At 71.4% G+C, this 13,563-nt stretch carries 8 protein-coding genes; 4 read left to right on the plus strand and 4 right to left on the minus strand.

Annotation, left to right across the window (positions count from 1 at the left end):
- The first annotated feature begins 5 nt into the window (after positions 1–5).
- From WMF26_RS19370 to WMF26_RS19385, 4 genes are all read left to right on the plus strand, one after another.
- Positions 6–3,902 (plus strand): serine/threonine-protein kinase, encoded by a 3,897-nt coding sequence (locus WMF26_RS19370; protein ID WP_438001525.1) that lies wholly within the window; start codon positions 6–8, stop codon positions 3,900–3,902.
- An 83-nt stretch (positions 3,903–3,985) separates the two neighbouring features.
- On the plus strand, positions 3,986–4,831 hold the full coding sequence (locus tag WMF26_RS19375) for a hypothetical protein (protein WP_438001526.1): 846 nt from the start codon (positions 3,986–3,988) through the stop codon (positions 4,829–4,831).
- Between the two features lie 308 nt (positions 4,832–5,139).
- On the plus strand, positions 5,140–6,366 hold the full coding sequence (locus WMF26_RS19380) for a sialate O-acetylesterase (RefSeq protein WP_438001527.1): 1,227 nt from the start codon (positions 5,140–5,142) through the stop codon (positions 6,364–6,366).
- A 600-nt stretch (positions 6,367–6,966) separates the two neighbouring features.
- Complete coding sequence (locus WMF26_RS19385; RefSeq protein ID WP_438001528.1) at positions 6,967–8,055, plus strand: hypothetical protein; 1,089 nt, start codon at positions 6,967–6,969, stop codon at positions 8,053–8,055.
- Between the two features lie 74 nt (positions 8,056–8,129).
- On the opposite strand, the gene WMF26_RS19390 is transcribed toward WMF26_RS19385, so the two are convergent.
- From WMF26_RS19390 to WMF26_RS19405, 4 genes are all read right to left on the minus strand, one after another.
- A complete protein-coding gene (locus WMF26_RS19390; protein WP_438001529.1) occupies positions 8,130–9,461 on the minus strand; it encodes a hypothetical protein in 1,332 nt (443 codons plus the stop codon).
- A 37-nt stretch (positions 9,462–9,498) separates the two neighbouring features.
- Entirely contained in the window at positions 9,499–10,539 is a 1,041-nt protein-coding gene (locus WMF26_RS19395) for a hypothetical protein (protein WP_438001530.1), read from the minus strand.
- A gap of 370 nt (positions 10,540–10,909) precedes the next feature.
- On the minus strand, positions 10,910–11,638 hold the full coding sequence (locus WMF26_RS19400) for a hypothetical protein (RefSeq protein ID WP_438001531.1): 729 nt from the start codon (positions 11,636–11,638) through the stop codon (positions 10,910–10,912).
- A gap of 7 nt (positions 11,639–11,645) precedes the next feature.
- Positions 11,646–12,728, minus strand: a complete 1,083-nt coding sequence (locus tag WMF26_RS19405; RefSeq protein ID WP_061628792.1) for a hypothetical protein — start codon at positions 12,726–12,728, stop codon at positions 11,646–11,648.
- Between the last annotated feature and the right edge of the window lie 835 nt (positions 12,729–13,563).

Here is a 13,563-nt window from a genome sequence, read left to right on the forward strand (position 1 = left end):
GATGGGTGCGCTCGGGGGAGCTCTTGGGGGGGCGCTTCCGCGTCGAGGCGCTCGCGGAGATCGGGGGCATGGGCGCGGTCTACCGCGCCTGTGACATGACCACCGGAGCGCGGGTCGCCGCGAAGGTGCTGCACGATCCGTCGCCGCACCACGTCGCGCGCTTCGCGCGGGAGGCGGAGCTCCTCGCCCGCCTCGCACACCCTGGGATCGTCCGGTACATCGCCTACGACGCCGCGCGCGAGGGCACGCCGTTCCTGGTCATGGAGTGGCTGGAGGGAGAGGACCTCTCCCGCCTGCTCGCGCGGCGGCGGCTCACGGTCGCCGAGACGGTGGAGCTCGGGGCGCGCGTCGCCGCGGCCCTGGGCGCCGCCCACGCGCTGGGGGTCGTCCACCGCGATCTCAAGCCGGCCAACATCTTCCTCGTCGGCGGCCGGATCGACGAGCCCAAGCTGCTCGATTTCGGGATCGCCCGCTTCCCGGGCATGGCCCCGATCACCGGCGCCGGGGTGCTCGTCGGAACGCCCGAATACATGGCCCCGGAACAGGCGCGCAGCGGCGATGCGGTCGGCGCGCCCGCCGACATCTTCTCGCTCGGCTGCGTGCTCTTCGAGTGCCTCACCGGCGCCCCGCCGTTCCAGGCAGATCACCTGATCGCCCTCCTCGCCAGGATCATCTTCGACGAGCCCCCGCGCCTGTCGGAGCTCTGCCCCGACGCGCCCCCGTGGCTCGACGCGCTGCTCGCGCACATGCTCGAGAAGGATCCGGCGCGGCGCCCGCGCGACGGGGCCGCGGTCCACGCCGCGCTCGCGGCCGAGGAGGTCCACGGCGGGTCGATCCCGGCGCCGCCGAGCTCCGCGCTCACCACCAGCGAGCGCCGCTTCCACGGCGTCGCGGTGGTGGGCCGCGCGAGGGCCTCCGCGCTCGACGCCACCCTCTCGGCCTGCGAGGCGGGCGCGGACGCCGGCGCGCTCCGGGAGGTCGCCGCCCGCTTCGAGGGGCGCCTGGAGCTGCTCGCCGACGGCACCGCGGTGCTCATCGTCGGCCGGCCGCACGTGCCCACCGACGTCGCCGCGCAGCTCGCGCGCTGCGCCCTGGCGCTGCGCGAGCGCGTCCCCGATCGCCCGATCGCGATCACCGTCGGCTGGGGCGAGCTCGGGCGCGGCCTGCCGGTCGGCGACGCCATCCAGCGCGCCGCCGGGCTGCTCCGGAGCGCGGACGGCGCGGGCGCGCCGCCGATCCTCCTCGACAAGACCACCGCCGGGCTGCTCGAGGCCCGCTTCGAGGCCGCCATCGCCGCGTCCGGCGCCCTCGAGCTCCGCGGCGAGCGCAGCGCCGCCGAGCCGTGGCGCCCGCTCCTCGGCAGGCCCACGCCCTGCGTCGGCCGCGATCACGAGCTCCGCCTGCTCGAGCAGACCTTCGCCGCCTGCGCCGGCGAGCCCGCCGCCCGGGCGGTGCTCGTCATCGGCGCCGCGGGCATGGGCAAGTCCCGCCTCCTCCAGGAGCACCTCGCCGCCCTCCGCCGCGCCGGCGCGCCCGCCGAGATCTGGGCGGGGCTCGGGGATCCGCTCCGCGCGCGATCCACCGGCGGCCTGCTCGCGGAGGCGATCCGCGGCGCGGCGGGGATCAAGGGCGGCGAGCCCCTCGAGGAGCGGCGCGCGCTCCTCCGGGCCCACGTCGCCCGCCGCGTGCTCGAGGCGGATCGGCGCCGGATCGAGGAGTTCCTCGGCGAGCTCGCCGGCGTGCCGTTCCCCGACGAGGACAGCCTCCCGCTCCGCGCCGCCCGGCAGGATCCCGAGCTGCTCGGCGAGCAGATGCAGCGCGCGCTCCGCGATTTCCTGCGCGCCGAGTGCGCGGCCCAGCCGGTGGTGCTCGCGCTGGAGGACGTGCACTGGGCCGATCGCGCCTCCGTCGCGGCCATCGACGCGGTGCTGCGCGAGCTCGCGGACCAGCCGCTCGTCGTGCTCGCCACGGCGCGCCCCGAGGTCAAGCAAGCGTACCCCGATCTCTGGGCCGAGCGCGGGCGCCAGGAGCTCTGGCTCAGGCAGCTCCCGCCGAGGGCGTGCGCGCAGCTCGCGCGGGAGGCGCTGGGCGACGCGGCCGACGGCGCCCTCATCGATCGTCTGGTCACCCAGTCCGAGGGCCAGCCGTTCTTCCTCGAGGAGCTGATCCGCGCGACGGCGGAGGGCCGGGGCGACGCGCTGCCCGAGACGGTGGTGGCGATGGTGCAGGTCCGGCTGGAGGCGCTCGCGCCCCCCGCGCGCCGGATCCTGCGCGCCGCCAGCGTGCTCGGCGAGGTGTTCTGGCGAGGGGCCGTCGCGCACCTGCTCGGGGGCGACGAGGCCGAGCCGCTCGCGGAGCACCTCTCCGCGCTCGTCGCCGGGGAGCTCTGCGTCCGCCACCGCGAGGGGCGCTTCCCCGGCGAGGAGGAGTACGCCTTCCGCCAGGCGCTCCTGCGCGAGGGCGCTTACGCGCAGCTCACCGAGGACGACCGAGCGCTCGGCCACCGCCTCGCCGCCGACTGGCTCGAGGCCGCGGGCGAGGCCGATCCGCTGGTGCTCGCGGCGCACTGCGAGCGCGGCGGCCTGACCGCCCGCGCGGCGTCGCTCCTCGCCCGCGGCGCCGAGCTCGCGGCCGCGCGCCGGGCCTACGTCGACGCCGAGGGCTGCTACGGGCGCGTCGAGGCGCTGCTCGGCGCGCTGCTCCCCGAGGAGCGCCGCGCGCGGGGCCTCGCTCGCTTCCGGCTCGGGCGCCACACCGAGGCCCTCGCCGACCTCGCCGCGGCGCGCGAGGCGGCGGCCGCGGCGTCGGAGCCGGGGGCGGAGATCGAGCTCCTCCTCGACGAGGCCATGATCCTCGACTGGACGGGCGAGTACCGGGCGGCGAGCGAGCGGGTCGCGGCCGCCGAGCGCCTCGCCGACCGGGCGGCCTCGCCCCTGCTCGGCGCCCGGCTGCTCCTCGGCGTGGGCCGCTCGCTCCACCGCGCCGACCGCGAGGACGAGGCCGCCGCGGTGCTGACGCGCGCCGCGGCGCAGGCGGCGCGGCTCGGGGACGAGGGCCACGAGACGCACATCATCGCGCGGCTGCTGCTCGGCTTCATCCTGGCCAGCCTCGGCCGCGTGGAGGAGGCGGCGCGGGACCTCGACGCGGTGATCCAGAGCTGCGAGGAGCGCAGCGATCTCATGCACCTCGGCGCCGCGCTCAACAACCGCGGGCTCGCGCGGGCCCTGGAGGGCGACCGCGCCGGGACGATCGCCGATTTCGAGCGCACCATCGCGCTCGGGCGCGACCTCGGCCAGCCCGCGTTCGAGCTCGTCGGCCGCTACAACCTCGCCGAGTACCTGTACCTGATGGACGATCTCGCGGCCGCGCGGCCCCATGCGCGCGCCGTCCAGGCGATAGCGCCCCGCTGCGGCGATCGCCACGCGCCGGTCGTCGTGGCGCTCCTGATCGCGCGCCTGCGCCTCTACCAGGGCGACGAGGCGGGCGCTCGCCGGATCGCCCGGCGGCTCCGCGCGGCGCGCGACGACGCCGGCTGCGAGGCGCTGAAGCCTTCGGAGGACGTGCTCTGCGCGATGATCGAGCTCGCGACCCGCGACGACGACCGCGCCGCGTGGGCCGCGCTCGAGGAGCGCTCCGCGCGCTGCTCGGTCGGGCAGGAGCGGATCGAGGTGCTCGAGGCGCGGGCGCTCGCCGCGCTGCGCCGCGGCCGGCGCGCCGACGCCCGGGCGCAGCTCGAGCGCGCCCTCGCGGCCGCCGCCACCATTCCGACCGTCATGGGCGGGCGACTCCGGCGCTGGCACGCGGCGTTGACGATGGCGGAGGCGGACGCGACTGACATCGATCTCGCCGCCGCCGAAGCGACTTTCACCGGCGCGACGGCGCGGGAAAAAGTAGAATATTGAACCCATCCAGCGAATCGATGGGAGCCCGCGCGCGCCGCGCGCAGGGCGCCGTCGGATCATGCGCCAGGAACACGGGGGAATCCATGTCTCTCAAGCGGACATTCATCGTGCTTGGTTGGGCAGGGGTGCTGTCGGGCTGCGTCGCCGAGGTAGAGGACACCGATGCGTGGGACGAGCCTGTGGGGGAATCCCAGGGCGCCCTCTTGGGCGGCAACGCGCTCAGCACCAACGCCCTGAACCTCAACGCCTTGAACCTCAATGCCCTGAACCTCAACGCCTTGAACCTCAACGGCCTCAGCGCGCGGAACCTCGCCGCGATCCAGGATCCCGGGTCGAGCGGCGCGCTGGCGCGCGAGTTCGTGCGCTATGCGACGAGCTGCGCCCTGAGCAGCTCGTCGTCTTTCAATTTTTCGTGGACCGACTCGAGCGGCACCAGGCACGATGAGCGCTACCCCGGGTTGCTCGGCGTCGCGCGCGCGTGGGCGACCGGGCCGCTCGACGAGGCCGGGCAGCGCATGGTCTCCAGCTGCGTGGCGGCGCGCGTGAACTACTATCAAGTACCGGTGCTCCTGTCCGCCCGCTCGCTGCGGGATCCGCTGAAGACGCTCTCCTCCAGCCAGGAGCTCATCGATTATCCGGACATCGAGGGGGCTTTCTGGGGCAACCTGTTCGCCGCGCAGCCGTACCTCAACGCCTGTTACAACAGCACGACGGTCGACAACTCGCGCGCGTACCAGCGCGACTGCGCCGCGGGCCACCTGACGTCCGGGGGGAGCATCGCGGAGTGCGGGTTGATCCGCATCGTCGGGTCCTGCGACCGGGTCTGCCAGAACATCAACGGGGCGGGCCAGTACTACCCGTCCTGCGTCGATCGCCCCGGCCAGAGCACGGCGACCACGAAGGACGTGATCACCACCGCCTTGCCCTGACGCTATCGAGAGCCTGGCGCGCTTCGCGGAGCGCGGAGCGCGGAGCGCGGCGATCGCGGAGGTCTTCGACGATCGTCCGGAGATCTCGCACGACGTCCAGCCATGCTCCGTCGCGGTTGCTCCAGCTCCCTACAGGGGCTCTCTCGAGCACGAGCACGAGCACGACAGCGCGGTTGCCTCGTGATGGGTCCCCTGCGTTGCCCGCGCGACGCGTCCGTTTCAAATTTCCGCGGTCCGGGATCATGAAACCGCTTCGCCTCGAAAGGATCGGTCGGCGCTTGAGGCGAAGCGAAGAACGAACGCCGCCGATGATGAAAAAATCCAGCGTCAAGGTCTTCTCCTCGTGTCGTCCTACAAGCCGAATCCTGGACGCCATGCGCCCAAGATGCGATAAGCTAGGCCCCGGCGCTGAGCTCTTTGCGGGCGAGGTTCGCCGCGCCGGCATCGCGACGCCGGCCTACCACTTCCGCCATTCTCTTCAGATCGCGCCCCGGCGCGACGAGGTAACGACCATGACCGAGATGAACCGCACGACCCGAGGCACACCCAGGTTCCTGCTCCTCCCAATTCTCTGCATCATCGCTGCGTCCGGTTGTGGCGAGTCCGGCGCGGGCGGTGAGGACGACAACACCGGAGGGGCCGGCTCGGGGACCGGCGGCGCCACGACGGGCAGCACGAGCGCGGGGACTGGAGGCGGCGCCACGACGGGCAGCACGAGCGCGGGGACCGGGGGCGACGCGACAGGCAGCGCGAGCGCGGGGACTGGGGGCGACGCCACGGGAGGGACCGCGTCGGTCAGCAGCGGGGCAGGCACCGGCGGCGCGCCGAGCGCAAATCCGACGTTCCACATCTTCATGCTCATGGGCCAGTCGAATATGGCTGGCGTCGCCGACAAGCAGGACAGCGACAAGAATTCTGACGAGCGGCTCAAGGTCCTCGGCGGATGCAATCAGCCGGCCGGACAGTGGAACCTGGCCAATCCGCCGCTCAGCGATTGCCCTGGTGAAAAAGGATGGAACCTGTCGACCTCCGTCGACCCGGGCATCTGGTTCGGCAAGACCCTGCTCGGAAAGCTGCCTGAGGGGGATACGATCGGGCTGGTCGCCACCGCTGAGAGCGGCGAGTCGATCAACACGTTCATCTCTGGCGGCTCGCATCACCCGATGATCTTGAACAAGATCGCCAAAGCGAAGACGGCCGAGAACGCGCGCTTCGCGGGCATCATCTTCCACCAGGGTGAGTCCGACAACGGCCAGAGCTCATGGCCCGGCAAGGTCGTTCAGCTCTATAACGAGGTGAAGGCGGCCTGGGGGGTCGACTACGACGTTCCCTTCATTCTCGGAGAGCTCCCCGCGGGCGGATGTTGCAGCGGTCACAACAACCTCGTGCACCAAGCGGCCGACATGTTGCCTATGGGATACTGGATCAGCCAGCAGGGGACGAACGTGATGGATCAGTACCATTTCGATCATGCGTCCGTCGTTATCATGGGCACGCGTTATGGGGAGAAGATGATCGAAGCTCTGAAGTGGTGACAGAGCGGCCCGCGGCGGGGGGCCGCGCGACCGAGGCCGCTCGGATCCCCTGGGTTCGAGCGGCCTTATGCTGTCGGCCGCGGGGATCGCGGGATATTGGCCCCGGAGTGATTCTCATGAAGGCGGGAAGGCGGGAAGATCATTGATCTTTTCTTCCCGCCTTCCCGCCTTCATGTTCAGATCCGGCCACCACCCGGAGCTACACGGTCATCTGCGAGGCCGCTAGCTAGGGCCGCCGAGCCAAGGATCGGCGCCCCGGGGCCGGCTCCTCGGCGACCCGCGGGCAGCGACCCATGGAGGAGCGCGGTGGATGCAGCGGCACCGGCGCTACCGTGGGGACGAGCGCCTCGTCCGCGCTTCGCCCGCCGGGCAGCGGGGTGACATTTCCGCGAAACCGAGCGGCAGGCTCATCGTAGGTGCAGGGTGAAGACGCCGCGAGCCGGTGCGGCGTCGACCTCCCCCGTGCTCGGGTCTCGTCCACGACCCTGGCGCGAAGCCGGTGAACCGCGTCGAGCTCCACGCCGGAGCCGCGTTCGGCAGAACAACCCTCGTCGATTGGAGAAGAACATGCTGCAAGGCCATCGCAATGCGTTTGCGTCCATGAGCCCGCTCGAGAATGTCTCGGTGCACCGCACGACGCGGGGCCCTGAAGGACATGTGCGGTTTCGCTCTTCGCTCGGTCCGCTGCTCCTCGCAGCGCTGGGCGCCGCGCTGACCGTCTCCGCCGCGCCGAGGTCCGCCGAGGCGAGCGTCTTCGACAGCGCGAGTCGCTGGCCTGAGGACGCTGACGGCTATGTCCGGATCCCGGTCTGCATCGACCCCACGAGCTCGGCGGAGCAGAGGGCCGACGGCGCCGCGGGCGGGCTGATCCATGCGCCGAACCCCTCGCTCGCGGAGGTCGTCACGCGCGTGCGCACCGCGCTCCAGGGCAGCTGGGAGCGCTGGAGCTCGGTTCGCTTCACCGGCTGGGAGAGCTGCGATTCGCTCCTGCCGGCCACGCGCATGAACTACGTCGGCGTCAGGATCCACCCCGACGCCCCCAACCAGTCGGACTCGATCGGCGTCTACAACAAGGGCGGCTTGGTCCAGTTCAAGCCCTGGGGCGCCGACTTCAACCGTTGCATCAAGTACAACTGGCAGACGACCCGCGTCGAATACAGCTTCGACTGCGTGGAGCAGTACGCGATCCACGAGATGGGTCATGCGATCGGCTTCCTGCACGAGTGGCATCACCCGTTGGTCCCCAGCGGCTGCAGCCAACGACAGCCGCTGCCCGCGAGCGAGGCCGCCAGCGGGTGGCCCTCGAGCCGCCGGTACATCGTCGTGAACCCTGGCTTCTACGACTACGACTCCATCATGACCTACTGGGGTGGGTGTTCGGATCAGGACGGCGTGCGCTTCGGGAGCGAGAGCCTCGACGCGGTAGACATCCAGGCGGTCGCCACGGTGTATCCGCCCGTCGCCGGGGCGCCCGATGTGTGCAACCCCGGCTGGTTCGCAGGAAAACGCTGGTTCTGCGCGGCTCAGCCGACCGTCTCGGTAGGGAACTCGTGCTCGTCGGGGTGGGTGGAGTGCCTCCCGCACTGCAACCCGCGTCCTTTCCAGGGCGAGTGGTGGACCTGCCCGACGAACCCCTCTACGGTCACCGGCCAGAGCTGCGCCGCCCCGTGGGAGCTCTGCGGCTACTGACGACGGACCGCCGCTCGGAGAGCATCGAGCGATGCCCCGAGCGGCGCAGCCCGGCGTGGCGCGCTCGTAGCGGCCTACCGCGCCGGCGCGCCCGACGGCGAGCCGTCGAGATCGGCCATCTTGCCCTCTCGCTCCAGCCGCCAGATGTCCTCGTCGGTCACGAAGTCCTGCGCGAGGAGCTCCCGCGCCCGCTTGATCTTGGCGAGGAGGACCGGCTCCGTGACCGGGATGTTCGACTGCTTGGTCGGCGCGGGCGGCGGCCGCATCAGCGAGAACGTCCCGCGCGCCGGGTACCCCTCCGCCGTCTTCCCCTCGAGGAAGTACGTGATCGTGAAGACGTCCGGTTCGCCTCGCGTGTCGAGCTTCACCGCCACGTCGACGCCCTGACCCGGCGGGATCTCGGCCAGGCCGAGCGAGGCCTGCTCGTGCGGTGAGCTGTTCGCCGCCTGGATGTAGTGCCGCACCGCCGTGACCGCATCGATCCGGACCGGCGCGTCGCGGTGATGCCAGAGGCGGAAGGACTGCCGCACCACGCCGTCGCCGTCCTGCCTGGGAAAGCGGGGCGTCGGCGTCGCCAGGACGGTCACGACCCCTCGCTCGGCGAAGTTCTGAAAGATCATGTTCGGGATCTGGAGCAGGGCGCGGCCGGTGAGCTTGTCCCCCGCGTCGCCGCGGACCTCCACCCGGAGCAGAAACTCGGAGACGAGCGAGGTTTGCGGGCGGCGCTCGTAGCTGTGGGTCACGAACGGAGCCGCCGTCTCCTCCGATTCCCCGTCGTCGAACACCCAGGTATAGCGCGCGGGCTTGAACGGCCTCGCGTCGGGGTCGTCCTTGGCCCCGACGTCGACGATCCGCGCCGCGAGCTCGACCTCATCGGCCGTGTTGGGCAGCAGCCTGTGGGTGATGGCGACGAGCCGCTCCGGCTTGCAAGCTTTGACCGTGTATCTCGGGACCTCGATCTGACGCATCACGTTGTTCCGCCCGAACACGGAGATGACGGGCATCTCATACGAACCGTCCGCGTCCGGCCAGATGCGGAGCGGCACCCGCGACCCCGCGTGCCCGCCGATGACGCCGTGGAGGTAGTCGTCGGTCCCGTTCGTGGTGTGGGCGCGCACGGTGATGAGGTTCTCCTCGCCGGCGCACACCTCCGATTTCTCGACCTCGACCCCGTCGATGACGGGCGCCGGATCGCCCGCGGGCGGCTTCGCGCTCGCCGCGGCCGCGCTCGCCGCGCGCTTCGCGGCGGGCGGGGCCTCGGGCGCGCTCGCCTTCCGCGCCGGCCGAACGGGCTCGGGAGCGCCGGGAGCGCGGAGATACCCGATCGAGAGCCCCAGCGCGGCGGCGAGCACCGCCGCGCCAACCCATCGCGCCCTGGACCGATGCGCACCGACCTTGGTCGTCATGGCCTGAGCTCCTCACGTCATCGTGCTCGAACGCGCGTCAGTACCAGCACCCGTAGACGTTGCCTCCAGAGTTCCACTGGACGTTGTGCCCGATATCGGCGGACCAGACCGTCGCGCCGGGCTGCGTCCCCCAGACGTGCCCGCTCCAGCCGCCGATGCGGTCGGGGCTGATCGACACGGCGACGGTGCTCGGCGTGTCGCGGACGCCTCTCCACAAGCTGCCGCTGCTGGTGTCGCAGGCGTGCGACGCCATGCAGTTCGCCACCTGATTGGCGGCCTTCCCGCAGATGTCCGTGGTGAGGCAGGCGATCGAGGTGCCGATCGAGCCCCAGAACCCCAGGCTGCTCTCGCAGCTGTCTCTCACCCCGGCGTACAGGGCGTTGGCCGCGTTGGCGAGCTTCTCGTGGCCGTACGTGTACGGGGGGATGGCGCCCTGGCCGTCGACGTAGTGCGCGTACGCCAGGAAGGAAGAGCAGACCATGCCGTTGTTCCACGCCGGCCCGCCGGTCGGCGTGCCCTCGGTGGTGCGGTACTGGTACAGCGAGTAGCGCACCCGGGCTCCACGGATGTTCGGTCGATCGATCTCGACCCCCTCATCGACGATCGAGTGATCGGCGTAATAAGCCACCTCCCACCAGATGGCGTCGCCGATCGAGGCGGCCTTCTTGCCGTCGCCGACCTGATACGTCAACGAGGCCGGCCCGCTCCCGCCGCTCCCGTAGAGGAAGCGGTAGATCCCGCCCTGGTTGACCTGCGACAGCCCAGGATAGCCCTCGATCAGGTCGCTGGGCGTGACGGGCGTGCTGCACACCGCAGGCCAGGAGTTCTCGGTCGGCTGCTTCATCGTGGCGTGCGTCACCCACTTCCCGGGGCCGTGCGACAGCATGGAGTGCGTCCTGATCTCGCCGACCGCGTTCAGGAGGTCCCCGATCAGCCCGGAGCCGACGCTGAACACGGCCGCGCCGTTCGGCGCGTTCCAGCCGGCGCTGGAGTACCCGCACGCCTGCTCGGCGGCGGCAGCGGCGGAGACGAAGCACGACGACGCGACGACGAGCGGTATGACGATCGCTGAATTCACGGGCGCACCTCCGATCGACAGCATGGCCACGGGGACACGAGACAGTGACGCGGGCGCATGGAGCGTTGGGCGGAGCGGCGCGAACGTCGCGAGCGGCCTGACGCGAGGAGCGCTCGCTCAAGATAGAACCGAAAGGATTGGACCCCGAGACCGGCGGCGCACGCGCGGCTCCCCACCCCAGGAAGAGGATGGGGTCTCAAGAAACAGCGAGCAAGCGGAAAATCGAGGTGTGATTGCCCTCTGTCGCCGGTTCGAGCGCCGCCGAGCGCTCAGATCTCGGACGCGCAGGACGGATGAGCGATGCCCTTGTGTCGCCCGGCGGGCGGTGGCGGGGCCGGCTCCCCGTCGGATGGCGCGCGCGGCGCGGCCGTCAGGCGCCGAGGAGGCGCACCCCGCAAGCGAGCACCGGTGGACCGAAGGCGGCGAGCATCATGGCGCCGATCGCGAAGCAGCCGAATCGCCGGCCCTTGGCGCTAGGGACCGCGCCCGCCGAGAGGAGGCCCGCCGCGGCCGGCGGCTCCGGTGGCTTTTTTTTTAAGGTCGGCACCCGCGTCCACCGCGACGGCGCCGCCTCGCCGTCGCCCAGCGCCACCGGCGGGGTCGCCTTGACGATCGCCATCGCGCGCGCGGCCCGGCTCTCCTCGTGGCTCCGCTTCCAGGCGCGGATCGCCGCCTCGGGGAGCCCGAACACCTCGCCGGAGCCGTACGTCCCCGCGAGCCCGTCGAGCACGCGAAGGTGCCAGTCGACGGGGACCGCTTCGGGCAGCGCCGCGGCCGCCTCGGGCGGGACCGGCGGGAACCAGGCCGCGAAGTGCTGGACCTGCCGTCCGGTCCAGTCCCTCCGCGCCGGATCGAGGAACCTCACCGCCACGTAGGGATAGGCGCGCGGCGCCCTCTGCCCGCGCTCGTCGACCTCGAGCAGGCCATAGCGGAGCTCCCCGGCGCCCGCGTCGGCGTCGCCGAGCATCGCCTCGAGCGTCGAGAGCCAGGCGGGCAGCGCCGGGATCTCGGGGACACAGATGAACTCGTAATCCCAGTGCTCGCCGCGCGTCCTCCAGAGGAGGCGCGATGTTTCGACGAGGGGCGCGGGCGCGGGCATGACGACCTCACTGGTTCTGGTGGTAGGCGCGGGCGCCCTCGTCGTCGCGCAGGGCCGCGACCATCGCGGTCAGGACCGCGGTGAAGGTGTCGCCCTTCCGGATCGCGTCCTCGCGCGTCTTCTTGAGCCGGTCGAGCCGGGTGGTCGCGAAGTCCTTGATCGAGATGAACCGCAGGATCTTGCTCACGATCTGGTATCGCTTCGGCAGGAAGTCGTCGAGGGAGTCGACGAACTGCACGAGATCGCGCAGCCCCTGGAAGAACGTCTCTCCGGCCGACTTCTCCTTTCTCGCCGCCTGCGCCTCGCGCACCGCGCCCTCGACCGTGCTCACCAGGATCGCGGGGGCGAGGGTGCGCACGCCGAGCGAGGTCCTCGGATCGACCTCTGCGCCGGCCGGGGCGGCGACCGACGAGAGCAGCATGAAGCGGTGCCCGAACGCGTGCTCGGCGCGGAGCACCGAGCAGAGCTTCGCGAGCTGATCGTCGGCGTCCCGGCAGACCTCGCGCTCGAAGTCCCGCGCGCCGTAGTCCGGCGGGAAGAGATCGGCCTTGCTGAGGGCGAGGATCCACTCCCGCGGGAAGCTCACCTCGTCGCCCGTGGCGGCGCTGGCCCGGCGCAGCCGATCGCACTCGTCGGCGAAGTGCTCGAACAGCCACCGGATGTACCCGGTGCCCTCGGCCCGGTACTTCGCGCCGTCCGCGAGGAGGATGCCCACCTGGCTCATCCCGAGCCGGAGGAGGCCCTGGCGCATCGCCTCCCGCTCGTCCGCGTCGACCGGCTCGTCCTCCCACCAGCGTCCCGGGTAGTCGTACCAGTGGATGCGGACCGCCGGCTCGGGCAGATCTCTCGGGAAGAAGTCGAACTCGTACTCGTCGAAGCGCGTGCTGCCGTCCGGGAATCTGCCCTCCTCGAGGCGATAGAACCGGCCGAGGAGCTGGTTGCCCTGCGCCTTGTTGACCGCCTGGATCTTGTACGCGTACTCCTGCTGGAACGAGGGCTGGGTCTGCGCCCGGTAGAAGGCTGCCAGGAGGACCGTCTTGCCGGCGCCGGAGGCGCCGAACAAGGCGACGTGCAGATCGAGGGGCGGCATGACGGATGCGTACGGGAGCGCGGGCCCCGGCACAAGCGCCGGCGCGCGCGACGTCGACGGGCTCGCGCGATCCCGCGCGACGCAGCCGGCCGAGCGCGACGATGAACCGGCGGCTGAGCCCGCCGCCCGGCCGCTCGCGACGGGCGCTCGGGCGGCCCGCGATTCAGGGGCTCTCGGCCATCCTCTTCCGGAGGGGCGGTGGTGTCAGTTGCGTCAGTTGCCTGAGTTGCGTCCGCCCTATCCGCTGCATCGGTGTTCAAGTTGGTTAGACTAACTAACTTCAAGGGTTTCTCGGCGCCCTTGGCGTCATGGCGGTTCGCTTCCGGTCCGACGTCTCGCAATCGGGGCACCGCCCTTTCGGCTCGCCCTGGCAGCTCTGTGCCGCTGGCGGCGGGGAAATCCTGCTGGAAGGAGCGGGATACGAGCACGAATCGGACGACTTGCGCGGTTGCCATTCAAGCCATACGTCGTCGAGGTAGCGGTACGTCGGGAGCGAACACGCCCGGCGCAGGGGGGGCGCGGCATCCGGCCGCTCGCCCCGGTGCCGAACAAAAGAGCTTGACACGCGTGAACGCTCCACGGTTTCCTAGCAGCCTCGACAATGCACGCGTAAGCATCGATCGCGTGCAACTCGGCGCGACGGCTCTTCGTGGAATCGCACCTGGTCGATTCTACGTTGAAGGGCGACGCGATCGGCTGCGGGGGCAGGTCGAGGACGGGGGGCGGCGCTGGATGATTGAGTCCTGTTGCGACTGAGACGGAACCATTCCGGCGCGCGCTCGGACCGCTGCGACGCGAGAGCGATGCTTGACGTGAACCACCCAATCCACCGTCC

It is taken from the genome of Sorangium sp. So ce185, assembly GCF_051526825.1.
GTDB classification, from domain to species: Bacteria; Myxococcota_A; Polyangia; order Polyangiales; family Polyangiaceae; genus Sorangium; species Sorangium cellulosum_D.

Bases quoted from the DNA above. Each gene is read 5' to 3' on its own strand.
- WMF26_RS19405 (WP_061628792.1), bottom strand. From the start codon at position 12,728: ATGCCGCCCCTCGATCTGCACGTCGCCTTGTTCGGCGCCTCCGGCGCC.
- WMF26_RS19390 (WP_438001529.1), bottom strand. From the start codon at position 9,461: ATGACGACCAAGGTCGGTGCGCATCGGTCCAGGGCGCGATGGGTTGGC.
- WMF26_RS19385 (WP_438001528.1), top strand. From the start codon at position 6,967: ATGAGCCCGCTCGAGAATGTCTCGGTGCACCGCACGACGCGGGGCCCT.
- WMF26_RS19400 (WP_438001531.1), bottom strand. From the start codon at position 11,638: ATGCCCGCGCCCGCGCCCCTCGTCGAAACATCGCGCCTCCTCTGGAGG.
- WMF26_RS19380 (WP_438001527.1), top strand. From the start codon at position 5,140: ATGATGAAAAAATCCAGCGTCAAGGTCTTCTCCTCGTGTCGTCCTACA.
- WMF26_RS19375 (WP_438001526.1), top strand. From the start codon at position 3,986: ATGTCTCTCAAGCGGACATTCATCGTGCTTGGTTGGGCAGGGGTGCTG.